The sequence below is a fragment of the Flagellimonas alvinocaridis genome, from assembly GCF_004916895.1.
Lineage (GTDB): Bacteria > Bacteroidota > Bacteroidia > Flavobacteriales > Flavobacteriaceae > Flagellimonas > Flagellimonas alvinocaridis.
The window spans coordinates 738,874-760,864 of sequence record NZ_SNTZ01000001.1; the positions used below are offsets into that span (position 1 = coordinate 738,874).

Consider the following 21,991-nt stretch of genomic DNA (forward strand, 5'->3'; position numbering starts at 1 on the left):
TAAATATTGATGCAGGTCAAGAAATCTATGGTCATCGCGAATGAGCCATAAAAACGGGTTAAATAAATATAATCTAACAGCGAAGCGGTCTAACATCTAATATCTTGATCCATCATGCTTCCCCTTTTCCCAACCATGTTTGCCCAAATATTGGTCGGCACTTTCCACGGCTCCATCCTCAATGGAGGTGCCCATGGAATCGTTCCATCGGTTGAGATACCCAAATAAGGAAATCACTCCCAGCATTTCCACAATTTCCCCTTCGTTCCAATGTTGGTACAAGCGTCCCTTGATTTCGGCATTAACAGCGTTGGGTACCTGCGAAGCGGCCAAGGAAAAATCCAAAGCAGCCCGTTCTGCTTCGGAAAAAGCAGGATGGGTTCGATATTCCCAAATATTGTCCAACTGTTCCTGTTCGGCCCCATAGCGTTCCGCAGCACGTATGGCGTGGGCTTGGCAATATCTACACCCGGTGGCATTGCTGCTCACCCAGGCAATCATACGTTTCAGTGCCGAGGTTACCCCTCCCTCATTCGCCATCACCGCTTTGTTGAGGTTGATAAACGCCTTGGAAATGGCAGGACGGTGCTGCATGGTCAATACCGAATTGGGACAAAATCCCAGAGTTTCATTAAAGAACTCGGCAAGCTGTTTGGTTTCTTGGTCGTGATTGGGGTCTAGAGGGTTCACTAGGGCCATGGATGCGATTTTAAATTGTATTTTTGACATCTACAAGAAACAAAATTTTTTGACTCCATGACAAATCACATCACTACCAAATGGTTGGGCGGAATGGCCTTTGAGAGCAACAACCCTTCAGGACACAATTTAAGAATAGATGCAGGACCGGATGATGGTGGGGAAGGCTCAGGCTTGCGTCCCAAGGCACTTATGTTGTCGGGTTTGGCCGGTTGTTCTGGATTGGATGTGGCTTCATTGATCAAAAAAATGAAACTTGAGGTGGACGATTTTACCATTGAGACCATTGCCAACCTTACCGATGAACACCCTAAATATTACGATTCCGTAGTCATTGAATACCATTTTTATGGGTCCAACCTAAAAGAGGACAAACTCCAAAGAGCGGTGGACCTTTCCGTGGAGAAATACTGCGGGGTCATGGAAATGTTCAGACGGTTTGCGCAATTGGAGATTAAGACGATTTTTCATAAGAAGTAAGCAGCGTCACTTCGAGTGGTTCTGGCAAAGCCGGAATTGTATCGAGAAGTGTCAATCACATGAAATTATCGTATGTCTATATTCTAAAATGTTCCGATGGAACATATTATACAGGCGTAACCTCCGATCTTGAGAAAAGAATAGAAGAACACATTGTCGGGAAGCGTTCAACAAGTTATACTTTTTCAAGAAGACCCGTAGAATTGGTTTTTTATGCTAAGTTTACACAAATTGAATTGGCCATTCAAAAGGAAAAACAGATAAAAAAGTGGTCAAAAGCCAAAAAGGAAGCCCTCATAAACGGTCAGTATGATGCGTTGCCCAATCTTGCCAAAAAGAAGTTTCAATAATCGGTTCTCGATACATTTCGAGCCAAGCTCGAAACACTCGAACTGACGACACCTAAAAACCAAGATGATGCGTTGGACCCTAAAACCTAAACCCACTGAAGAAAACATACAACAGCTTTCCCAAGAGCTGAACGTTGACCCTCTGGTTTCCCATTTGCTGATTCAAAGGGGAATTACCAATTACGAAGAGGCCAAACACTTTTTTCGTCCGAAATTGTCCCATTTGCACGACCCTTTTTTGATGAAGGATATGGACAGGGCAGTGGCCCGTATTGAGTTGGCCATGGCCAACCAGGAGAATATTTTGGTGTATGGGGACTACGATGTGGACGGAACAACCGCCGTGGCTTTGATGAGCTCGTTCCTGTTGGAAAGCTACCCCAATGTGGCTACCTATATCCCTGATCGGTATTTGGAAGGATATGGTGTGTCCTTGCAGGGAATCGATTTTGCCGAAGACAATGACATTTCATTGATAATAGCCTTGGATTGTGGCGTGAAAGCCATTGAACAGGTGCAGTACGCCAAGGAAAAGGGCATCGATTTTATCATCTGTGATCACCACAGACCCGGAAATTCACTTCCCGATGCCATAGCCATTCTGGATCCAAAACAGGACAATTGCAACTATCCTTACAAAGAACTTTGCGGATGCGGCGTGGGCTTTAAACTCATTCAGGCTTTGAGTTCCCGGCAAGGGAAAACTACCAAAGACCTGTTGCCTTATTTGGACTTGGTGGCCACTGCCATAGCAGCAGACATAGTTCAGATTACGGGGGAAAACAGGGTGTTGGCGTATTTTGGTTTACAAGTGATTAACTCCAACCCAAGAATGGGGTTCATGGCCATCATTGATCAAGTAAAGAAAAAAGCCTTGACCATTACCGATGTGGTGTTCATCATAGCACCGAGGATCAACGCCGCAGGTCGGATGAAACATGGGCAGCATGCGGTGGAGTTATTGACTGAAACCAATCTTGTACAAGCGAAACAATTTGCTTCCGAAATAGAGTTGTTCAATACTGAGCGGCGTAGCTTAGATCAGGAGATTACCCAAGAAGCGCTGATGCAAATTCAGGAAAACAAGGAGGAGGACAAGTTCACTTCTGTGGTCTATAATGAGAACTGGCACAAGGGTGTGATAGGTATTGTGGCATCCAGACTTACCGAAACCTATTACCGCCCCACATTGGTCTTTACCAAGAGTGGGGAGAAATTGGCGGCTTCCGCCCGATCCGTGAAAGGGTTTGACATTTACAACGCCTTAGAAGGTTGTTCCGATTGTTTGGAGCAATTTGGAGGACATATGTACGCAGCTGGACTTACCCTTTCGGAAGAGCAATACGACACCTTCAAAAAGCAGTTTGAGAAAGTAGTTTCAGAAACCATCGACCCTAAGCTAATGCAGCCTGAAATTTCTATAGATGCCAAAATTTCAATACATCAAATCACGCCAAAACTGATGCGAATCTTAAAACAATTTGCCCCTTTTGGCCCAGGGAACATGACACCCATTTTTATGGCCGAAGGTTTGCAGGATAGTGGTTATGCAAGAGGGGTGGGCGAAGATGAAAAACATTTGAAAGCTTCTTTGACCCAAAACGACTCACCTCCCATTGGAGCCATAGGCTTCAACCTTGGAAATAAATTGAATCAAATCAAGGATAAAAAACCTTTTGATGCCGTATTTTCGCTGGATGAAAATGAATGGAACGGAACGGTGAGCATTCAATTGAAACTAAGAGACATTCGCTAGACATTTATGGATCCCTACGCTGCGCTTCGTTATAAGGAGTTCAACATATTTTTGCTGGTCAGATTTGCCATGGTCTTTGCTTGGTCCATGCAGTTTATCGTTATTGAATGGCAAGTGTATTCCTTGACCAAAGACCCCCTTTCTTTGGGGATTATTGGGTTGATGGAAGTGATACCCGCCGTGGGCATGGCCTTGTTTGCGGGTCATGTGGTGGATCAGCGGGAAAAGCGAAACCTTTTAGTGACCTGCATCATCGGTTTTTCCGTAATCAGTCTGGGCCTGTTTCTATTGAGTTGGCCCGGTCTTGAGGATTCTTGGTCGTCCAAGCAGATTCTTTATTCCATTTATGCTTTGGTGTTTATGGGTGGATTGGTACGGTCGTTTTTGGGCCCCACTATTTTTTCGTTGATAGCTTTGATTGTTCCAAAGAAAATCTATCCTAATGCTGCTACCTGGAGTAGTTCCACTTGGCAGTTGGCCTCTGTTTTAGGTCCAGCCTTGGCCGGATTTTCTATCAGTTGGATTGGGGTGCATTGGTCCATGTGTGTCATCTTTGGGTTTTCGCTCATGGCGCTCTTTTTCCTGTTTCAAATCCCAAAGAAACCCATCCTCAACCCAAAAATTGGAGAGCCTGTGATGCAGAGCTTAAAGGACGGACTCAAATTTGTCTTTGGGAATAAGGCCATTTTTGGGGCCTTGACCTTGGATATGATTGCAGTATTGTTTGGTGGGGCTGTTGCCCTATTGCCCATCTATGCCCAGGATATCTTGCACGTAGGTTCCGAAGGCTTTGGAATCTTGCGAGCCGCTCCAGCGGTGGGTGCATCCTTGACCATGTTGGGGTCCACACGTTTTCCGTTACATAGACAGGCAGGAAAAAAACTTTTGTGGGCCGTTTTTGCTTTTGGGGTCTGTATCATTGTGTTTGGTGTGTCGGAACTCTTCTGGTTGTCCGTGGTGGCGCTGTTCTTGAGCGGTGCTGTGGACGGAGTTTCCATGATCATACGCCAGACCATCCTACAATTGAAGACTCCGGACAATATGCGGGGCAGGGTGGCTTCGGTGAATTCCATTTTTGTGGGATCGTCCAATGAGCTGGGAGCTTTTGAAAGTGGCTTGGCCGCCAAATTGTTGGGTACCGTGACCGCGGTAGTGTTTGGAGGTTGCATGACCTTATTGACGGCAGGAACCACGGCCATAGTTTCCCCTACTTTTAGAAGACTGGACCTTCAAAAAGACATTGATGAGCATGAAAAGGACTAGCCTTCCAACTTTTCCAAGGTGAGTTTTTCCCCATCAAAAACAGCATAAGTAAAATACGAAATCCAATCCCCTAGATTGGTGTAAGTCGATTTTTCATTAAGCTTGATTTCCATGGGAAGGTGCCTATGTCCAAAAATGAAATGATCATAGTGTTGCTGTTCCAATTTCCGTTTGGCATACAGAATGAGCCATTCCTTGTCCTCACCCAAAAAAGTGGCATCGGCATCACCGGAAATCACCTTGTTGTTCACGGAAAGGTGCTGCCCCAAACGAACGCCCAAATCAGGGTGCAACCATTTGAAGAACCATTTGGCAATCGGATTGGTAAACACTTTTTTCATCCGTTTGAACCCTTTGTCATGAGGGCCAAGACCATCCCCATGGCCAATAAAGAATGAAGTGTTATTAATGAGGTATTGTTGTGGTTTGTGATAGACAGGAATATTGAGTTCTTCCTCAAAATAGCCATTCATCCAAAGATCATGGTTGCCTACAAAATAGGTGATTTGGATGCCCATGTCGGAGAGTTCGGCGAGTTTCCCAAGCGTTCGGGTAAACCCTTTGGGAACAACGGTTTTATACTCAAACCAAAAGTCAAAAAGGTCACCCATTAAAAAAATAGCCGCCGCATCGTCCTTTATGGAATCCAACCAAGCCACAAACTTTTTTTCCCGGGGCAGGCTGTCCTTTCGGGTGGGTGCCCCAAGATGATTGTCGCTGGCGAAATAGATTTTTTTGCCTTTGGCAAGGGTAATATCCTTCATTTATTTTTTAAAACGTCGGTTGCTTCTTATTCTGTTGACTACATATACCACAATCACAAAAAGGGCAAGTAGGGGGAAAACCAAATCATTCATATCATTTTATTTTTTAAATTTTTCCAAAGCTGTTTTGGTATCTGGGGAAAGGGCCAATTTTCCTGAAATTTCGGCACGTTTAGCCAATAAGTCGTCCCAATGTCCGGTTCCTTCCCAAAGGATGCGTTTCATTTCGGCCAAGGCGCTGGGATTATAGGTCGCCAATTTCTGGACATGGAAGTCCAACTCTTTATCCATTTCCGAAATGGAGTCGAACACCTTGGCAAAGAGTCCTTTTTCCTTGGCCCAATAGGCGTTTTTCCATTCGGTGGGGTTAAAACTGAGTTCGGCCAGGGCTGCCTTTCCCATTTTTCGTTCCACGGCCGGGGCAATCACAAAGGGCCCGATACCGATGGAAATCTCCGATAATTTAATGGCGGCATCGACCGTGGCATACACATAGTCGCAGGCTGCGGCCAATCCTACTCCCCCGCCAACTGTTTTTCCTTGCACCCTTCCGATGATGGGTTTGGGACATTTGCGCATGGCATTGATCACGTTGGCAAAGCCACTGAAAAAAGCCTTCCCTTCTTCCAAATTGGAAATGGCCACCAGTTCGTCAAAAGAAGCACCGGCACAGAAAGCGCGGTCCCCTTCCGATTTAAGGACAATCAACGAAACCGAATCATTCCCGGAAAGCTTGTCAAACTCATTGGTCAATCGCTCTAAAAGTTCAGAAACAAAGGAGTTGCTGGCAGGATGGCCAAATTCGACCGTTGCAACACCGTTGTCAATCTTGGTATATAGGCTTCCGTTGGGTCTGTCTGTGGGCATTATCTTAGTTATGAGTTATGAGTTATGAGTTCTTGGTTCTTGGTTCTTGGTTCTTGGTTCTTGGTTCTTGAACTTTTCAATCACTAAATTAAACGTTTTGCACCAAGGGCCTGAACTTTTGCCTGAATTTCCAGACCAAAGCAAATCCTCTGATCATCATCCAAACCACAAAGGCAATCCAAATGGCATGGAATCCCCACCCGAGGTATTTTCCAAGATATAGCGCCGGAATAAAGCCCAAAAAGGTGGCCGAGAGCAGCACGTTCCGCAAATATTTCATTTCACCCAGACCTTTAAAAAGTCCATCAAAAACAAAGGCCAAGGTATTCATGGGCAACCCTAGAATAACGATGTAAAAAATACCATAAAAGGTTTCTAAGACCACGGTCTCGTTGGAAAAAAGGTGCCCAATAGGCCTGTAGAACACAAAGCCTATCAGCATAAGGACTACACTTACCGTCAATCCATAGAAAATAATTTTCTTGGCGAGTTGCCACAAACCATTGTAGTTCTTGGCTCCCAACAATTTTCCGCCCATGCTGTTTCCGGCGGCGCCATATCCATCAATAAAAAAGGCAGCGAAGAGCCACAGGTTTATCGCAATGGTATGTGCTCCAATGTATTTGTCGCCAAGAGCGGTTGCCTCCCTAACCGCAATGATCAATGCGGCATTCAGTGCCAAGGCCCGCACAAAAAGGTTCAGGCTCATGAACACCAATCGGGTGAGTTCCTTGTTCAATGGGAGCACCAGCCGTAGGCTGATGTCGGTCTTTTTCAGCAAAAGGACAAACGCAATCAGGGCCATAATGGCCTGTGATATCAAACTGGCCCAAGCGGCCCCATCCAGATAAAGGGCGGGAATGTAACCCTCCACCCCATAGACCAACAAAAAATCGAGACCAATGTTGAGCACGGCACCGATCAAGGCGATCACCATGGGGTAAAAAGTGTTCTGCAACCCCCTAAAAATGCCAAAAATGGCAAAGGTGAACAGGGTGAGCGGAAAGCCCCAGACCCTAATGGAATAGTAAGAAATGCAATACTGCAATATTTTCCCCGTGGCATTGAAAAGCCTAAAAATATCCTCAATGATAAAGACGGTCGATAACAGCACCACGATGCTCAACAAAATGTTGAAAAAGATGGCCTGTGCGGGCAGATGTTTCACCTCGTCCAACTTGCCGGCACCCAGATATTGGGAGATAATCGCGGAAATGGAGCTTCGGGTTTGGCCCAACACCCAGATGAGCATGGACAAAAACGACCCCACAATCCCGGCCGCAGCCAAGGATTCTATACCATCCACGGGAATATTGCCCACAATGGCCGTGTCCGTTATGGAAAGAATGGGTTCCGCAATGCCCGAAATGGTGGCGGGAACCGCCAGTTGGTTAATGCTTTTAAAATTGATATGCGTGCTCAAGACGCTGCAAGTTACAGCACTAATTCATAACAATGAAAAGGATGCCCACTTTGTTTGGGAAAGAAGATATCGCCCAACTTTTGGTACCCCCGTTGCTCATAAAAACGCTGGTTCCGTTTGTTTTGTGAAAACGTATCCAACCGCACCGATACAAATCCCTTTGATTTGGAATATTCCTCCGCAAAATCCATGAGCTCTTGGGCAAAGCCTTTACCCTGACAGGCCGGGTCTACGCAAAGTCTGTGGATATAAGTACTGTTGCCATTGGGGGTGAGCCATTCAATGGGCACATACTCCTCATCCATGAAGGTAGAAACCACAATGGCCCCCACAACGGAGCCTTCGTGCTCCTTTACGTAGAGTTCGTTTCGGTCAAGGTCATTGACAAATGCGTCCTTGTTGGGATAGTGCTCGTTCCATTGAAAAATACCGTTGGACTGCATTTTTAGGGCACAGGCCTTGGTAATGGTAAGGATATGGTCAATTTCAGATATCTTTGCGTGCCGTATCATGGATTCATTTCAATTTAATTGTAAATTTAGGGTTAAATCATAACAGCCAAATAATGAACAACATTCTTGTACCCATTGGAACATCACCGGATTCTTCACAAACTTTGCAGTATGCCGTAGACTTTGCATCGAACTTTGGTGCCAAGATCTTTGTCATGGATGTGTTCCATGTGGCCACTGGAATAGGGAGCTTGGCCAATGTAGAAGAGAAGGTTTCAAAAAGTGGTAAGGAGCATTTAAAGCTCATCATCGAAAAAGTGGACACCAAAGGTGTGGAGATTAAAATAGCCACTTATAATGGTGATATTGTTGATGGTCTGAACAGCATAAACAAGGAATTGGGCATAGACCTGATCATTATAGCACCACGGAGCAACGACATTATGGAGGAGCTTTATCTGGGGAACACATCGGGAAGAATCATTAAACAGACCAACATTCCCACTTTAATCGTTCCCAAGGGAACCGAGTTTAAGCCCATCAAGAAGGTTTTAACGGCCTTTGGATCGGGAATCTTGAAGCGGAGCAGCATTTTGAGCCCGTTGGTGACCATAAAGAACAAATTCAGGGCAGAGGTGAGCCTATTGTTGGTAAAACGCCCCGGGTATTCCGAGGACGACCTTAAGGTGAACACCGCCCTTATGGACCTGAGCAAGCAGTTGACCATTACCGAAAACGCCACCACCTATCTGGGGGTGATGGAACATTTTAGGAACGAACACCCGGACATGCTTTGCGTGTTCCGAAGAAAACGCGGTTTCTTTAAAAAACTGTGGGAAAAGAACACCATTAGAAAGTCCGAGTTCTTTGTACCCATCCCCGTATTGGTACTCAGCGTTAAAAAAGACTAAGCAGGCGCACTATTTTTGATAGTTTCGGAAAAAAGTATTTCCTTTGCGCTCTCTTTGGGGGATTAGCTCAGTTGGCTAGAGCGCTTGCCTGGCAGGCAAGAGGTCACCGGTTCGAATCCGGTATTCTCCACAAAAAACAAAAGCACCTCAATTGAGGTGCTTTTTTTATGGCTTTTTGCGAACTGTTGGAAAGCATTGGCTAGAGCGTTCCGAAGGCTTTCGGAAAGGTCACGGGGGTATTTCAATGGTCAGAGCCTAAAATAAAGGCATTTTTCATGGAGTATTTCGTGTACATCATATATAGTGAATCGGTTGACCGATATTATATTGGGCATTGCCAAGATTTGGAAGATAGGATAAGCCGGCACAATGGCGGGAGGTCTAAATACACAAAGATAGCGTTGGATTGGGAGGTAAAGTATACCGAGAGTTTTTCAACAAGAGGTGATGCTATGATCAGGGAGAGGGAAATCAAGAAAAAGAAGAGTAGGAAGTATATTGAATTTCTCATTTCCGAACGAGAGGGCTAGAGCGTTCCGAAGGCTTTCGGAAAGGTCACCGGTTCTCCCGATGACTATCGGGACGGTATTCTCCACGAAAACAAAAGCACCTCAATTGAGGTGCTTTTTTATTTTCCACTTGTTTTCTTTTGGTCTTAAAAGGTTACAACATTAGACCATTTTAAAACATACATTACCAAGACCGTACTGGCTATGCTGGTAAAGAGTACACTTTGCCAGAAGTATACTTTGTTGCCCCACACCTTTAACCATTTTTGGCCGAATGCATTTCTAACATACGCCCCAAGACCTTTATAAAGGAGAAAACCCAATATTAAAAATAGTGCCGATGCTGTAGTTATTGTCCAAACGTTTTCCATTCATTCAATTTTTAATGTCGTACTTGTATAGTGTTACCCATACAGGACTGTACATAATGAAACCCCAAGGCGTTTCATTGAGGTAAAAGATACATAAATTTTTTTAAGGATTTTTATGGGTTGTTTGCCACAAGATGGAATCTTGCGGCAGCGGAGGTGCTTTTTTTATTTGTAATAATAGTACCAATTGCTTTCATAGTTTTTGTCAAAGTTTTCCTTGCTATCCAAAGAGATAGAAAAGAACTCTCTCTTAAAATACCCAAATGGATCATATTTCTTTAGTAATTCATAGTACTCGTCTGTCCATTTTTTATGCTCTTCCGAGTTCTCATATTTTTTTAACTGTTCGTCTGAGTACAAGAAAAAAGTGGTGTATGAAAAAGCCCGTGATATTTCCCAAATGTGCGGATTGTTAAGTCCTTTTTTGAGTTTTTTGACTTTTTCTTCTGGAATGCTTTCGTTAGCCTCGATTCTGGCGATGGATTCAAAATCCCCGTAAATCACCCAAATGTTTTCTGTCTTGTATTCAGAAGATGCTAATTTTTTAGAAAACCTGGAAAATCCATTTTTTCTAATTAGTCCTTGTTCATTTAACGTTTCCTGAAATTTTTTGCCAATAGCTTTCTGTTTGGCCGAATCAAAACTGAATCCATTTGGGGCGTCAAATTTTGCCCTCTCTTGTGGATGCTCAAAGCAAATTTCCAACCTTGGATGTGTTCCTTTGTCAATCGTATCGTAGAAAATATTGATTGTCTTGACGCCGTAAGCTTTATCAATCCATTCGGCAAGTGTTTTAAATTCAGGTTTCATTACCTTTTTTCCTAGCATGATTTGCTTGGTTTCTTTGTAGACCTTGTCAGAAGGCATAATCATAATAGGTGCTTTATTTTTTCAAGGCAAATGTCCTCGGTCAGTTGTTGTAGCTCCGCCACGCGGGCCGACAGATACTCCAGATCACCTTTGGTGATGTGGTACTCCTCCATTTTATAACGGGCATCTATATAGGCACGCTTTAAGAGTTCAAAGAGGCGTTTTTCTTCCTCGGTTTGGGTGGGGAACACCGCAAAACGCTTGTCGCACATTTCCACTTTAATGCCCAAGGTCTCCAGATTGTGATCCTTGGGGCGGTAGTCCGTGAACACCAACAATATGGTGGTGTAGTAACGCTCCGTGGCTTGGTGGAGCTCAAAGGCAGCTTTATGAAATTTTTCTCTATCAAAGTCAAACTTATAAGTAACAAAAAAATCATTGGCACTATCAAACCATTGGTCGTAATAGTCCTGTGCCTTTTGTTGGCTTTCTTGGGGGGTGAGCAGTTTGGGCGTGGCCAGTTTGCATTTTTCCGAGTCGTACAGCACAATGCCCTCTTTTTTAATGTCCTTAAAAAAGTAATTGCCCAGTCGCAGGGCCTGGTTCAGGTGTTTTATACCGTGGAAGATGAGGTTCACGGGAGTGCGCACCTTTCCGGTGACGGTAAGCTCGGCCTTTACCTTGTCCTCTATCCGGAATTTTTGTTGCAGGTCCTCATGGGTGAGCACTACGAGCAGGTCATAATCGCTCCGATATTCATAGGTGATGCCCTTTTCCACATAGGTGTCCTCTACCCAGTTGCCGCGGGCGTAGCTGCCAAAGAGCAGTACCATTTCCACCTCTTTAAAGGCGGAGAGCAGGGTGGTGAGCCGGCCCAGTTCCTCTTGCTTGGTTTTAGGTAGATGGTTTAAAGATTTGTTCACCTACGCAAAGTAAGAAATTATTTGGTGTGGGGGTTGGGGGTGGGTGTTTGCCACAAGATACAATCTTGCGGGAATAGGGGTCAATACAATGTTGTCAACTTAATTTTATCTTCATTTAATTCCAAGACTTTAAATCTATAACCATATACAAAGTGCTTCCTGTCATTTTTATTTTCTCCGTTTATGTACAAAATCAAATTTTCGTTTTCAATGTCAAATTCAAAATCATATCTGGTTTTGGAATTCTTCAAACAGTAATGGTCCACAAGCTTTTGGTCTTTCTTGAATTTTAAAAAGCAGGTTTCTTTGGATGTATTTTTCAATCTGGTCAGAGTGTATATTTTACCTTTTACAATTTTATGAATGGTAGAATCGTACTTCCAGTTTCCAATTAAAACTCTATTGTTCTCAACATTCAAAAGCATCCTTTTTTCCTCCAACCTATTCAAATAATCACCAAAAATTTGTTTTTTCAACTCCAAAAAAGTTGAGTTACCCCAATTACAAAACTTATAAATCTTGATTCGTTTTTCATCAATATCAATAGTATAATACTGCACATAGGTACTGCTCCAATTCTCCACGCAATCATCTTTAAATTCGTGTGCTTTGGTCAGAAATCGGTTAATTGATGAAATATCGTTTGCATTCAATTCTGTTTCTGAATTTTCAAGTAGTTTGTTATCAGGGATAGTTATTGTACCAATGATTTTATCTTCTCTTCTAACAAATTTCATTTCCTCTACGGTATAGTACTCATCTCCATATTGATATCGAATGATAAGCTCTTTAAATCCATTTTTCAGCCCCAAGGAATCAGCAGTTGATTCATAGGCCAAAATTGAATTCAAAGAGATTGTAAGGAACAATGTGAATACTACCTTTTTCAATGATTCAGTTTTAGGATTATATGAATTTTCCATAAACCCTGATTCATATATCCATAAATGTACCACTTTATTATGGTCGGGCATGGGTTGGTGGAGAAGGTAGACCATGTGCCCTAAAATTTACCATCCTTTTAGGATGGTTTTTTTGTTTTTCCCCATTTCCTTTTTGAACTTTAGGGGATAAAAAAATCAACATGGATTTAGAAGGAAAAGTAGCCTACATCACAGGGGGCACCAAAGGAATAGGATTGGGCATTGCCAAGAGCCTTTTGCAACAGGGCATGAAAGTGGCCATAAGTGGACGGAACCGGGAAGGTGTCAACGAAGCCGTAAACCAACTTAATGCAGGCACAAATGTTTTGGGCGTGGTTTCGGACGTGGTTGAATTACAGGATGAAATAGATGCTGTTGAACATATTCTAAAAACGTGGAAGCGATTGGATGTAGTCATGGCCAACGCCGGGGTTGGCCATTTTGCACCCATAGACGAAATGAACCCCAAAGATTGGAACCAAATGATCAATACCAACCTGAACGGGGTTTTCCATACGCTAAAGGCTTCGGTAGAGGCCCTAAAACTTACCGAAGGCTATTACATGACCTTGGCCAGCTTGGCCGGGACCAACTTTTTTGCCACCGCAGCGGGCTATAATGCCACCAAATTTGGTGTAGTGGGCTTTACGCAGGCGGCCATGCTCGATTTAAGGCAATACAATATCAAGGTCACCACGATCATGCCGGGGTCGGTGGCTTCCCATTTTAACAGCAACGAACCTTCAGAAAAGGACGCTTGGAAGATACAACCGGAAGATATTGGGAAGTTGGTGGTGGATTTACTCACCATGCACCCTAGGACACTGCCCAGTAAGATCGAGGTGCGGCCTACCCGCCCCGATCTGAAGTAATTAGACGGGCTTTTCGGTCAGCGGGATTTGCGTGGAGCAGATTTCCTTGATGAGCTGTTCCAGATAGCTGGTAAATGTTTCCAACACCTTGGTATCGATCAAGGGGTTTTTGTCCTCGGAAAAGGGGAAAAATCCCTGTCCTAGGTTTTTAAAGGAATAGATACCTGCGTGCAAGGGTTGTTCCCCGTGTTTTTTGGTGTACAGCAGGGCGTAGCAGAGCAATTGGAACGCCTTGCTCTTGTCGTAAGTGGTGATGAGTTCCTCCCAATCCGTGATCTTTACATTTTTGGGTTCCACCTTTCCAGTCTTGTAGTCCACCACCCGGATAATGCCGTCTACTTGGTCCACACGGTCCAGGGTCCCTTTCAATTTTATGGGGAAGTCCAGACCGGACACTTGCAGTTGGCACTCGTACCGTTCTTCCAGGGCGAGGAGTTTTACTTCATGTCTTTGGAGTTGTTTCAGTTCCAAACCGATGAAGTTTTCCAGATATTTTACAATGACGTTGTAGACCAGAAGATATTTTCCTTTGGAAACATCGACACCTGATAGATTTTTATTGAAATGTCGCTGCACCGTTTGGGCAATATGCGGTTTTACGGCAGAAACATTTTCCTTGGTGAGCACTTGTCCCAATAAAGGTTGGTATAAGTCCTCCAGACTGTCATGCACAATGGTCCCAAAAGTATTGGCGGCGATGTTTTCCTCGACTTCCTCCACATCGTTGATCTTTAAAATATTGCGGGTGTAAAAATCGATGGGATTTCTAATGTAATTGGTCAGTGAGGTGGGGGAAAAACCGTTTTCGGCAAGAGCCATAATGTCCATGTGCAGTTGTTCGCCCTTGGTGATCTGCAAGAGGGTTTCTGCCATGATCTGGGTCTGTGGCGTGCTTATGGTATGGGTAATAAAAGGAGCAACGTCCTTGTCGGTAAGCAGTTGCGAGACCAGTCTGCTTTTTTCACCACCTTCCAAGACATCGGGTTCTGTGTTGTAGATGATGAAGACGTTTTTGGCGCGTTGGATGAGTCGGTAGAAGTGATAGGTGTAGATGGCGTCCTTCTCCTTGTAGGTAGGAAGGCCGTAGTCGCGTTTTACATCGAAGGGAACAAAGGAGTTGTTGGATTTTCCAGAAGGTAGAATTCCCTCATTGACGGAGGTGATGATGACCGTTTCATAATCCAGGTTTCGGCTTTCCAGCATCCCCATAATCTGTAGGCCGGTCAACGGTTCACCCACAAAATCCAGATTTTCCATGTTAGCCAACTGTCTGAACAGACTTTTGATGGATCGGAGTTCCTTAATATGCCCCAATTTGTCCAAGTGCTGCTTCAATTGGTTGAAGAGGGTATAAAAGCGGTAGAGTTGCTCCAGTTCCAATGCATTCCCCTCATTTTGGAACAGCGCTTTTAAGCGGAGGGTGAGCAAAAGACAGCAATCTACCCACTGGGAAGGGGAAATGCTTGTGCCGGGGAAAATAATCTTTAGGATTTCGGATGCATCGGCGTAGTTGGATAAGGTGGTTGAATCCAAGTACAGCCAATTGTTCTGTTTGATGTCGTTGGAGATTACCTTGGCAAAATCCAATGGTTGGTCTTTGGACAATACCGAGGTGTAGGGATTGGAGAGGAATTCCAAAACATTCTTGTAGAGCCATCCCCGTTCAGAAGCATTACTATTGAGCTCCAAAAAACTCAGGTAAAAGGAGTGGAGCACAGTTTTGTCCAAGGGAAGTCCCATGGTAATGTTGGTACTTGGAATAGAGGCAGGAACGGCCTTGAGCATGGGTGTGAGCAAAGTCTCATCGGCCAGAACCACTGCGGTTTTTGCGAGATCAATTTCCTTGCTGTCGTTTAAATTTTGCAACAACTGTCCCACATATTTGGTCTGTGAGATACTTTTTGGAACCCCGGTTATTTCGATTCTTTTTGAAGCGAGAAAATGGTCTTGGGGCTCTATGGTGCCTTTATTTTTGTAATAGGGCCATTCCCGTTGGTATTTTCTGATGAACAGTCCGGCATCATGGATGGAATCGTTCAAGAAATGGGTGTCAATATCCCAAAAAATGAGTCCATTTCCCTGTTCCAGGAAATATTGGACAATGGTGGATTCTGCATTGTTCAGGGCATTGAAGCCCACAAAGACTGTAGGATGGTTTTTGTGCGCTGTACCGTAATCTTCCAATTTATCCACTGCAATTCGGGACATGAGTCCTTGGTAGCCTCGTTGCTGTTCTAACAAGGTTTTGGTGAAGCCATTGTAAAGAGACTCCAAATTACTCCACAGTTGCAGGTAGTTTTTAACGAGCTCGGTTTTCTCTTTCTGTAGGGACCAATGGTTGAGTTCCTTGATGGCGGATAGATAGTTAAGGATATCTTTAGGAGGGATGAGGTAGCCATCTATTTCATCAAAATCTTGTAAGAGCACCTGCCCCCATTTCATAAAGGTTGGAAAGTCATCGTGTTCTTCTAGGTTCGATTTTTGGTAGGTCTCAAATAGAGTCAGCAGCAGTTCCAAGTTTGAGGCCTTGTCCATCCCAGAAATGTCCCCGATAAAATCTTGAATAGAGTAAATTTTCGGTGCGAAGGTGTTTTGTTGCAGCCTTTGTGAAATGAACTTTTTCAAAAAAGTCCCCGATCGTTTACTTGGGAGTACAAAGGTACATTGGGAAGGATTGATGCCCTTCTCTTGCAAACGGTCCAATACGTGTTCCAGAAAACTTTGTTGCATGGACTAAAAATAAAAAAGGCCCCCGAATTATCGGGAGCCTTTTTGAAAAGAAAACTAAGTTTCTATTTCATTATTTTACCAAGTTGATTTCAACTCGTCTGTTTTGCGCTCTACCAGCTCTTGTGTTGTTAGTGGCGATAGGCTTAGCCTCACCGTAACCGATAGCAGTCAATCTTGAAGAAGAGATTCCTTTGTCGATCAAGAAGTCACGTACAGAGTTAGCTCTTTTCTCAGAAAGCTCTTGGTTCAATTTCTCGCTACCAACACTGTCAGTATGTCCTTCAACAGTAAATTTAGCAGTTGGGTACTCGTTCAAGATTTGGATGATGTCAACCATTACAGTAGTAGATTCTGCTTTGATGGAAGCCTTACCAGTATCGAACAAGATAGTTCTAGCGTAGTCGTTCAATTGTTTCTGAACTTCTTCAGTTACTTCAGGGCAACCGTTGTTAGCAACAGTACCTGCAACATCTGGGCATTGATCATCTTTGTCAAGAACACCGTCACCGTCAGTATCAGGCCATGGGCATCCTTTGTTTTCAGCAGGACCAGCTTCGTTAGGACAAGCATCGTCTTTATCGGCAACACCGTCACCGTCAGCATCAGGACATCCAGCTAGAGCAGGAAGACCAGCAGTGTTAGGACAAGCGTCATCTTTATCGGCAACTCCATCACCATCAGCATCAGGACAACCGTTCATTTCTTTGGAACCAGCTTCGTTAGGGCAGCTATCTTTAGAATCTTCGATGCCATCACCATCAGAATCAGGACAACCGTTGAAAGCTTCCAAACCAGCAACTTCTGGACAAGCATCGTCTTTGTCGTAGATACCATCACCGTCAGTGTCAGTACCACCAAATTTAATGCTAATACCAGCCAAGTGTTGGAAATGCTTAACCAAGTAATCTTCGAAAGCATGCTTGTACTGGGTCTGTAGTGTAAGACCGATGTTTTCAGAGAACCATATGTTGATACCAACACCACCGTTAACGGTACCAGCTCCGATTTCATCAACCCAAGTATAACCACCACCAATCTCAGCAAAAGGATCAATTGTAGTGTTTTTTAGGAAGTTGTACTTAATGGTACCATCTACAGCATAGTGAGAAAGGTCATCCACAGAGGTGTCACCAATTTTCTCGATTCTGTTCAAGGAACCACGTACACCTAGAGAGAAACCATCACCAATGTACTTGGAAACTCCAACATAAGAAACGGAAGGCAAAATGTTCCAATGGTCTGAAACATTAAAGTACTCATCAAACAAAGTAGTACTTGAAAATGGGTTATTCTCGTCATTGGTTGGATAAGCGTCTATAGCATTCACTCCAAAACTGATCTGCCATGGATTATTCTCGTCTTGCGCTTGTATGTTGTTGATCCCTACAAACACAAGGGCAACAACCAATAATTTGCTAAGATGTTTCATGCTCAAAATTTTAAGTTTAAGTGTTTATCAGCTGCAAATGTAAGTTGTTAAGAACTATTAACAAAATCAATTTTTCTTTTTTTTTAACGTATTACGTAGAACTTTTTATACAGTTAAACGATTTTTAGTGCCTTTCCCACTTTGGCAAATGCATTTATGGCACGATCTAAATGATGTTTTTCATGGGCTGCGGAGAGTTGTACCCTGATTCTTGCCTTGCCTTTGGGAACAACCGGATAGAAAAATCCGATGACATAAATACCTTCTTCGAGGAGCATATCTGCCATCTGTTGGGAAAGTTTGGCATCGTAGAGCATTACGGGCACAATGGCAGAATCCCCATCTATAATATCAAAACCGGCATCTTTCATTCCCTTTTTAAAGTATTCTGTATTGGTCTGGAGCTTATCCCTGAGGGAAGTGTCCTTATCCAGCATTTCAAATACTTTAATGGAAGCCCCCACTATGGCCGGCGCCAAGGAGTTGGAAAAAAGATAGGGTCTAGACCGTTGTCTCAGCATTTCAATGATTTCTTTTTTGCCCGTGGTGTAGCCGCCCATGGCACCACCCAATGCTTTGCCAAGGGTTCCTGTGATAATGTCTATTCGGTCCAGTACACCTTTTTCCTCCAACGTACCCCTTCCGGTCTGCCCAATAAAACCTGCAGCATGGCATTCATCTATCATTACGAGGGCATCATATTTATCGGCCAAATCACAAATCTTGTCCAAAGGTGCCAAAAGGCCATCCATGGAAAAGACTCCATCAGTGACAATGATTTTGAACCGGGCATTATCTGCAATGCTTTGCTTTAACTGTTGTTCCAAATCGGCCATATCGTTGTTGGCATACCTATAACGTTTGGCTTTGCACAAACGAACACCATCTATGATGGAGGCATGGTTCAACGAATCGGAGATTATGGCATCCTCAGCGGTCAGCAAAGGTTCAAACACACCTCCGTTGGCATCAAAGGCAGCGGCATATAATATGGTGTCTTCCGTGCCGTAAAAATTTGCAATTTTCTGTTCCAAAGTTTTGTGGATATCCTGTGTGCCGCAGATAAACCGAACAGACGACATTCCAAAACCATGGGTATCCATGGCATCCTTTGCAGCTTGGATCACATCGGGATGGGAAGAAAGCCCCAAATAATTATTGGCGCAAAAGTTTATGACCTCCTGTCCTGTTGAAATGGTAATGGCTGCCCCTTGAGGAGAGGTGATTATACGCTCTTTTTTAAACAGACCCGCTTCCTGTATGTTTTCCAGTTCTTGGGCCAAATGTTCTTTGATTTTTCCGTACATGATTGTTGATTAAATGAATATGGGGTTTATTTCGTGGTCTATATATACAATAATATTATGGTCTACTTTATAGCCCATTGCACTCAGGGCATCTCCATATTGTACTATTTGTTCCTTATGTGATGGTGAAGGCTTTCCTGTCTTGTAATCAATCACCGTGGCTTGATCACCTAAAATTGCGATACGGTCTGGGCGCAATGATAGGCCATTGACGGTCAGGATTTCCTGTTCGTTCCAAATCTCATATGGGGCGGAAAAGTACGCCTTTAGATTTGGATGCCCTACAACCTGCATTAGTTTTTGTTGAATTTCGCCCGCGGCATCTTTTTGAAAGTGTCCTGCCAGTTGAAGCTTTTCAACCACCGGCAGAATATCTTCTCGAGTCTTTATCTGACTCAGTGCATAATGTATAAGGTTTCCAGCCTCAATGGCCTCTAAACGGCCATCGTCCCACAACCTGCCGGAAGCAGTTGAAATACTGAAGCCAGTATCTCCCTTGGGCCTGGTAACGTAGGGGATAAAATCTGTTTCTTCTTTTGCGACATAGGTGCTTTGGTTCTCTTGGAACTCCCCAAAAGAATACAACTCCTTTTCATTTTGGTAAACTCCCAGTTCTTTCAAATGCCATTGGAATAGGTCTGCATAGCTCGAAACATTTTCCATGGAGTTCCTATCTTTTCCTTTTTCGGTGAACACATAAAGCCCTTTTATGGGTCTGGTAAGAGCTACATAAAGTACATTCATGGCGTCCAAAATAGACTTCTGTTCTTCAGCTGCGTAGATTTCGGAAGCACCCAAATTGTACTCGAGCATATCTCTGTTGGTGTTGATAAGGAATTCACTTAAACCCAAATCATTTTCTGCTTGGGTGGCCGGCACCCAAGATTTTTTACCCATTTTGTTTATTCTGGAATTGGCAAAGGGAAAGATCACAAAAGGGAATTCCAGCCCCTTGGACTTGTGTACGGTCATGATCGTAACAGCATTTACGTTATCCGGTGCCGCAATGGAAAGAGAATCTTTTTTTTGCTCCCAATACTTTAAAAAAGAATAAATACTGGCTCCCATTCTTTTTTCAACCAGTAAGGCTTCGTCCATTAAAAAGGTAAGATATGCCGTGGAGTCACTAGAGAGTTCAAACTGTACAATGGCACTTTCCAAAATGGTGGATACGGACTGCCCTTTTAGTTTTTGCATGTTGAAAGCATGTTCTTCAAAAAGATAGGCTTCAACATGGTCTAAGTTTTTAGAAATGACACCATGCTTGTGCGTTTCATGCTTCGTCAAGAACAAAAGCACGTGGTATGCCGCTTCGCGATCCGCGGGATTCTCCATAATGCGCAACAAAGCCATTAAAAAGATTACAGTTTTGTTATTGTTGAGCAGGAGTGCGTCCGACGAAATAATAGGAATATGGTTTTGGGCAAGAAAGTCTGCCAAGAGCATTCCATTTTTATTGTCACGGACCAAGATGCAGATATCCGAACAGGGATATCCTTGGGAGGTAAGGTGCTGGAGAGTCTCCAAGGTTTTTAAACAGTAGGTTTCTTCTTTGTCTTCGACGCCATTTTCCAAAAAGCACAGTTGTACAAATCCGCCAGACCTATTATTGGTTTTTTGATGGCTGTCCTGTAAAAAGAGATTTTTGTACGCTTCATTTTGGAGTATGGGTGCCACCGAAGTAAAAAAGCGATTGTTGAATTGAACGATTTCGTCACAGCTCCGCCAGTTGGTTTCCAATGAACGGATGCTAGGCTCCACTACAAAGGGCGTTGATTGTCCATTTAACAGGTCCAAAAGTTGTTCGGCCCGTCCTCCCCGCCAACGATAAATGGCCTGCTTTACATCACCCACCAAGAAAAGAGAACCACGCTGGTGTTTTTCATCCTCACTTTCCAGGGCGTTCCCAATAAGTGGAATCAGATTTTCCCATTGCATTTGGGAGGTATCCTGAAATTCATCAATAAAATAATGACGGTATTTTTCACCCATCCGCTCATAGATAAAGGGAACGGGTTGGTCTTTGATTTCTTTGGAAAGAATAGCATTGAGGGACGAAATGGGGATGATGTCCCGATCCAGCTCGATATTTTTGATTTCCTTGGCAATCTCATTGAGCAAGGTCAAGGGAACCATGTTGCCATAAATGTTCTTGAGGTAAGCTCTATGATAGATGTGTTGTTTTATGGATAAAAAAGCATTAAGAAGTGTCATGGACAGTTCGGCAACATCCCTTTTGTCGGCGGCTTTTAAAATTTTACCTTCAACCAGATTGGGTTCCAGTGTTTTGCTGGTATAGATTTTTTTTGGGTCGAATTCTCCCTCCACCATTTTTTTAAAATGGTTGGGCAAGGTCTGTCTTGGAAAATCAGAAGCATCAAAGCCATGGTGGTCAATTTCCTGAAGCGCTTTTTGGGCCATCCCAACAATTTTGGCCTCTAAAAGAATCACACTTTCCGAAAGCTTTTTTTGAATTTCCTTAAAATCAGCAATAGACTTGGAACGCAAAGAATCTATATGTGCAGCATGGTTTTCTTGAAAAAGCAATTTTCCAATTTCCAAAAGATCATAGGCAATGTTCCAGCTTTTGTCGTCATCAATTTTTTCAAGGGAAAAAGCAATCAGCACTTCGGTAAGTTCAGTGTCGCTGCCGGCACGTTCCAACAAACGGCCAACGGCTTCTTCCAAGAGCAGATCAACATCCAGCTCCACCTCAAAATTTTGGGACAGGTGAAGATCTCGTGCAAAGGTCTTTATAATCTTGTGGTTGAACTTGTCAATGGTGGAAATCTCAAAAAACGAATAATTGTGCAGGATTCGCTTTAAAGCCCTTTGCGAGCGTTGTTGCAATTCCGTATCGTCTACTGAAAGTTCATGGCACAACTCATTAAAAAGAGATGATTGTTTTTGGGGAATGGGACTTTTGCCAAAAGCAAAGAGGTTGTCCAAGATTCGGGTTTTCATCTCATCCACAGCCTTATTGGTAAAGGTAATGGCCAAAATCTGCCTGAACTTGGAAGGAGAATCGTTGGCCAACAACAGTTTTAAGTATTCCTTGGTCAAGGCATAGGTCTTGCCGGAACCAGCTGAAGCACTGTATATTTTAAAGTTGTTGTTACCCAAGAAAACTTTTATTGCAAAATAAGAATTAT

19 protein-coding genes and 1 tRNA gene are annotated in these 21,991 nt (G+C 43.6%); 8 read left to right on the forward strand and 12 right to left on the reverse strand.

The features are described 5' to 3' along the window. Positions 1-96 precede the first annotated feature (96 nt). Entirely contained in the window at positions 97-699 is a 603-nt protein-coding gene (locus EZV76_RS03295) for a carboxymuconolactone decarboxylase family protein (protein ID WP_136565147.1), read from the reverse strand. A 57-nt stretch (positions 700-756) separates the two neighbouring features. Between EZV76_RS03295 and EZV76_RS03300 the strand changes: the two genes are divergently transcribed. The 4 genes from EZV76_RS03300 (at position 757) to EZV76_RS03315 (ending at position 4,548) form a co-directional block, all read left to right on the forward strand. After that, a complete protein-coding gene (locus tag EZV76_RS03300) occupies positions 757-1,179 on the forward strand; it encodes an OsmC family protein (RefSeq protein ID WP_116216562.1) in 423 nt (140 codons plus the stop codon). A gap of 59 nt (positions 1,180-1,238) precedes the next feature. Next, positions 1,239-1,529 carry a GIY-YIG nuclease family protein gene (locus EZV76_RS03305; RefSeq protein WP_136565148.1) on the forward strand — a complete coding sequence of 97 codons (291 nt, stop codon included), beginning with the start codon at positions 1,239-1,241 and terminating at the stop codon, positions 1,527-1,529. 67 nt (positions 1,530-1,596) lie between these two features. After that, positions 1,597-3,285: a single-stranded-DNA-specific exonuclease RecJ gene (gene recJ / locus EZV76_RS03310; RefSeq protein ID WP_136565546.1), complete on the forward strand. Its 1,689-nt coding sequence runs from the start codon at positions 1,597-1,599 to the stop codon at positions 3,283-3,285. Between the two features lie 6 nt (positions 3,286-3,291). Beyond that, a complete protein-coding gene (locus EZV76_RS03315; protein WP_136565149.1) occupies positions 3,292-4,548 on the forward strand; it encodes an MFS transporter in 1,257 nt (418 codons plus the stop codon). On the opposite strand, the gene EZV76_RS03320 is transcribed toward EZV76_RS03315, so the two are convergent. The 4 genes from EZV76_RS03320 to EZV76_RS03335 all read right to left on the reverse strand — a co-directional run bounded on the left by EZV76_RS03320 (position 4,545) and on the right by EZV76_RS03335 (position 8,114). Next, positions 4,545-5,312: a UDP-2,3-diacylglucosamine diphosphatase gene (locus tag EZV76_RS03320; protein WP_136565150.1), complete on the reverse strand. Its 768-nt coding sequence runs from the start codon at positions 5,310-5,312 to the stop codon at positions 4,545-4,547. The genes EZV76_RS03315 and EZV76_RS03320 overlap by 4 nt on opposite strands. A 99-nt stretch (positions 5,313-5,411) precedes the next feature. Then, positions 5,412-6,179 (reverse strand): enoyl-CoA hydratase/isomerase family protein, encoded by a 768-nt coding sequence (locus EZV76_RS03325; RefSeq protein WP_136565151.1) that lies wholly within the window; start codon positions 6,177-6,179, stop codon positions 5,412-5,414. Between the two features lie 88 nt (positions 6,180-6,267). Further along, the gene (locus tag EZV76_RS03330; RefSeq protein WP_136565152.1) at positions 6,268-7,602 is read right to left on the reverse strand and encodes an MATE family efflux transporter; all 1,335 of its coding nucleotides are present in this window, start codon (positions 7,600-7,602) and stop codon (positions 6,268-6,270) included. 11 nt (positions 7,603-7,613) lie between these two features. Beyond that, positions 7,614-8,114 (reverse strand): GNAT family N-acetyltransferase, encoded by a 501-nt coding sequence (locus EZV76_RS03335; RefSeq protein ID WP_136565153.1) that lies wholly within the window; start codon positions 8,112-8,114, stop codon positions 7,614-7,616. Between the two features lie 53 nt (positions 8,115-8,167). Between EZV76_RS03335 and EZV76_RS03340 the strand changes: the two genes are divergently transcribed. The 3 genes from EZV76_RS03340 to EZV76_RS03350 all read left to right on the forward strand — a co-directional run bounded on the left by EZV76_RS03340 (position 8,168) and on the right by EZV76_RS03350 (position 9,495). Next, positions 8,168-8,965 (forward strand): universal stress protein, encoded by a 798-nt coding sequence (locus EZV76_RS03340; RefSeq protein WP_136565154.1) that lies wholly within the window; start codon positions 8,168-8,170, stop codon positions 8,963-8,965. Between the two features lie 56 nt (positions 8,966-9,021). Next, positions 9,022-9,095, forward strand: a tRNA-Ala gene (locus EZV76_RS03345). Positions 9,096-9,240: 145 nt separating this feature from the next. Next, the gene (locus EZV76_RS03350; RefSeq protein ID WP_136565155.1) at positions 9,241-9,495 is read left to right on the forward strand and encodes a GIY-YIG nuclease family protein; all 255 of its coding nucleotides are present in this window, start codon (positions 9,241-9,243) and stop codon (positions 9,493-9,495) included. Positions 9,496-10,010: 515 nt separating this feature from the next. On the opposite strand, the gene EZV76_RS03355 is transcribed toward EZV76_RS03350, so the two are convergent. The 3 genes from EZV76_RS03355 to EZV76_RS03365 form a co-directional block, all read right to left on the reverse strand. Further along, a complete protein-coding gene (locus EZV76_RS03355) occupies positions 10,011-10,673 on the reverse strand; it encodes a hypothetical protein (protein WP_236640846.1) in 663 nt (220 codons plus the stop codon). A gap of 41 nt (positions 10,674-10,714) precedes the next feature. After that, positions 10,715-11,578, reverse strand: coding sequence for a HEPN domain-containing protein (locus tag EZV76_RS03360; RefSeq protein WP_201741817.1), 864 nt, complete (start codon positions 11,576-11,578; stop codon positions 10,715-10,717). A gap of 80 nt (positions 11,579-11,658) precedes the next feature. Continuing rightward, positions 11,659-12,576 carry a hypothetical protein gene (locus EZV76_RS03365; RefSeq protein WP_136565157.1) on the reverse strand — a complete coding sequence of 306 codons (918 nt, stop codon included), beginning with the start codon at positions 12,574-12,576 and terminating at the stop codon, positions 11,659-11,661. 86 nt (positions 12,577-12,662) lie between these two features. Here EZV76_RS03365 and EZV76_RS03370 point away from each other — a divergent pair, with 86 nt between their 5' ends. Further along, a complete protein-coding gene (locus EZV76_RS03370) occupies positions 12,663-13,373 on the forward strand; it encodes an SDR family oxidoreductase (RefSeq protein WP_136565158.1) in 711 nt (236 codons plus the stop codon). Here EZV76_RS03370 and EZV76_RS03375 read toward each other — a convergent pair whose 3' ends face one another. The 4 genes from EZV76_RS03375 to EZV76_RS03390 form a co-directional block, all read right to left on the reverse strand. Then, the gene (locus EZV76_RS03375; protein ID WP_136565159.1) at positions 13,374-16,103 is read right to left on the reverse strand and encodes a PD-(D/E)XK nuclease family protein; all 2,730 of its coding nucleotides are present in this window, start codon (positions 16,101-16,103) and stop codon (positions 13,374-13,376) included. It abuts the gene before it with no gap. Between the two features lie 70 nt (positions 16,104-16,173). Further along, positions 16,174-17,532, reverse strand: a complete 1,359-nt coding sequence (locus tag EZV76_RS03380; protein WP_136565160.1) for an OmpA family protein — start codon at positions 17,530-17,532, stop codon at positions 16,174-16,176. 113 nt (positions 17,533-17,645) lie between these two features. Next, on the reverse strand, positions 17,646-18,839 hold the full coding sequence (gene kbl / locus EZV76_RS03385; RefSeq protein ID WP_136565161.1) for a glycine C-acetyltransferase: 1,194 nt from the start codon (positions 18,837-18,839) through the stop codon (positions 17,646-17,648). Positions 18,840-18,848: 9 nt separating this feature from the next. Beyond that, positions 18,849-21,962: a UvrD-helicase domain-containing protein gene (locus tag EZV76_RS03390; RefSeq protein ID WP_136565162.1), complete on the reverse strand. Its 3,114-nt coding sequence runs from the start codon at positions 21,960-21,962 to the stop codon at positions 18,849-18,851. Positions 21,963-21,991: the final 29 nt, after the last annotated feature.